Origin of the sequence: Tabrizicola sp. (assembly GCF_051645465.1) — a bacterium.
GTDB lineage: Bacteria > Pseudomonadota > Alphaproteobacteria > Rhodobacterales > Rhodobacteraceae > Tabrizicola.
This window is the reverse complement of sequence record NZ_JBOFBI010000321.1, coordinates 1-2,260: the sequence shown is the minus strand read 5'-3', so window position 1 is coordinate 2,260 and position 2,260 is coordinate 1. Positions and strand designations below refer to the sequence as shown.

At 62.3% G+C, this 2,260-nt stretch carries 2 protein-coding genes; both read left to right on the top strand.

Going from position 1 to position 2,260, the window contains the following annotated elements; all coding sequences use genetic code 11:
* The coding region (locus tag ACRCSW_RS20705) for an ABC transporter permease (protein ID WP_438707547.1) at positions 1 to 849 on the top strand (849 nt) is incomplete at its 5' end.
* The gene (locus ACRCSW_RS20700; RefSeq protein ID WP_438707546.1) at positions 846 to 1,922 is read left to right on the top strand and encodes an aldose epimerase family protein; all 1,077 of its coding nucleotides are present in this window, start codon (positions 846 to 848) and stop codon (positions 1,920 to 1,922) included. The genes ACRCSW_RS20705 and ACRCSW_RS20700, both read left to right, overlap by 4 nt.
* Positions 1,923 to 2,260 lie beyond the last annotated feature (338 nt).

Sequence of the window (2,260 nt, the reverse complement as noted above, 5' to 3'; positions counted from 1 at the left end):
TCGATGTTCGCGCTCGTCTCGCTGGGGATGTGCTTTGTCATCATGACGGGCGGGATCGACCTTTCGGTCGGGTCGGTTGCGGCGCTGTCCTCGGTCGCCGCGGCCTATGCCAGCCCATACGGCTTGGTGCCCGGGCTTCTGGCCGGTCTTGCGGCGGGCCTGATCGTCGGCACCCTAAACGGGCTGATCGTGACGCGGCTGAAGATCATGCCCTTCATCACCACACTTGCGACCATGCTCGCGGCTAGCGGGACGGCGCTCCTCCTGGCGAAGAACCAGTCCGTGTCCGTTTCTTACGACACTGCCTTCACCGCCTTGGGCCAGGGCAACATACTCGGCTTCCCGGTGCCTGCCCTGATCGCCATTGTCGCCTATATCGCAGGCTCTGTGGTCTTGAACCTGACCAGCGCCGGCCGCACCGTGCTTGCCGTCGGCGGCAACGAGGACGCGGCGCGGATGATGGGCCTGCCTGTGCGCCGGATCACCTTCCTCGTCTACCTCGCCTCGGGTGGCTGTGCCGGTCTGGCCGGGGTGATCCTTGCCGCCCAGTTCGGCGCCGGCCAGCCGATTGAGGGTGTGGGCTGGGAGCTTTTCGCGATCGCCGCCGTCGTGGTAGGTGGCACGCTTCTGACCGGCGGGGCTGGGTCGGTCGGCACCACATTGGCCGGCGTGCTGCTTCTGGGTGTGCTTTTCACCATCCTCAACTTTGAAAACGGCAAGGGCTGGATATCTCTTTCGGCCTATTGGCAATCCGTGATCCGAGGGCTGTTCCTGTTGGCGGTCGTCCTTTTGCAGGCGCAGCTGACGAACCGGATACGCGTGGACAAACCCGGCCTGGATGCCAGATGAAGAACGGTACCGCATCCCCGCGCGTCTTTGGCTCCTATCGCGGTGCGGATGTGCATCAGGTAACGCTGGGCGCCCCCGACGGTCTGCAGGCAAAGATCATGACCTGGGGTGCCGTGCTTTGCGATCTCTCGCTCCCTCTTGGCGACGGCAGGCGCCTGTCCCTGACGCTAGGCTTTGACACCTTCGATCCCTACCCGGCCCACTCCCCCTATTTCGGCGCCGTCGTTGGCCGCTATGCCAATCGCATCGCCGGTGGCCAATACAGCCACGCCGGTCGCACCTACCAGCTTGAACGGAACGAGGCGTCGAAGACCACTTTGCACGGAGGCCCCGAAGGCTTCGCGCGCAGGGTTTGGCGGATCGCCGATCTTACCAAAGAGGCCGTGACGCTGGTTCTGACCTCTGCCGATGGCGATCAGGGTTTCCCCGGTACGCTGGACGTGAGCTGCACCTACAGTGTCTCGGCGGATCGGAATTTGGTCGTTGATTTCCGCGCGACAACCAGTGCGGCCACGCCAGTGAACTTGGCCCAGCACGCCTACTTCAACCTGGATGGCGGTCGCGACACTTCCGACCATCACCTACAGATTTTCGCGGAGGCCTATACGCCTGTCGGACCGGATCAGATTCCGACCGGAAGCATAAGCCCGGTTGCTGGCACGGCTTTCGACTTTCGCCAGCCGCTGCACTTGCGGCAGGTGCAGCGCTCATTCGATCATAACTTCGTCCTGTCGGCCCCGCCTTCTACGGCTGACGGCTTGCGAAAAGCCGCGCGGCTAACATCGCAGAAATCGGGCATCGGCATGATGGTCATGACCAGCAAGCCAGGTCTGCAGTTCTACGATGGCGATCAGATCAATGTCCCGGCTCTTGGCCAAGGGGGCAGGATTTTCGGTCGCAAGGCGGGCCTTTGCCTTGAGACCCAGTTTTTTCCCGACAGCCCAAACCAGCCCGGGTTTCCGGACAGCATGCTTCCGCCAGGAAAAGTCTACGCACACCGTACGGTATTCTCCTTCGAAAACCCGATGGGGGCAGATCTGCAGAACTCGGTGTCTGTAGACACTGCCCTCTAGATCGGCGCTCCGCCCAGGACGATTCATCCAATGCGCCCTCGCGTGGGCGGCAGCCTAATGCACCTCCGACAGCAACAGCTACGGCACCCCATCCGCAATCACTTCAATGACCGGTATTGGATGTTGCAGCGCCGCAGCCGGTTTGCCACGAACGTCGGCTTCTCTAATTGTGTGTTTGGGTCAAGCTCATTTTCCTTCTTTCTTCTGGGGTCTTGTCGCTCATCCGGGTCACGCTTCTCTTCGCAGTCTGGTTGGCGCCGGTGTGGCTCCACTGCATGCATGTGTCGGATTGGCAGCGGAGAGCTTCGCTAAGGCGCGCGCTTCGCGCGGCGCAGCAG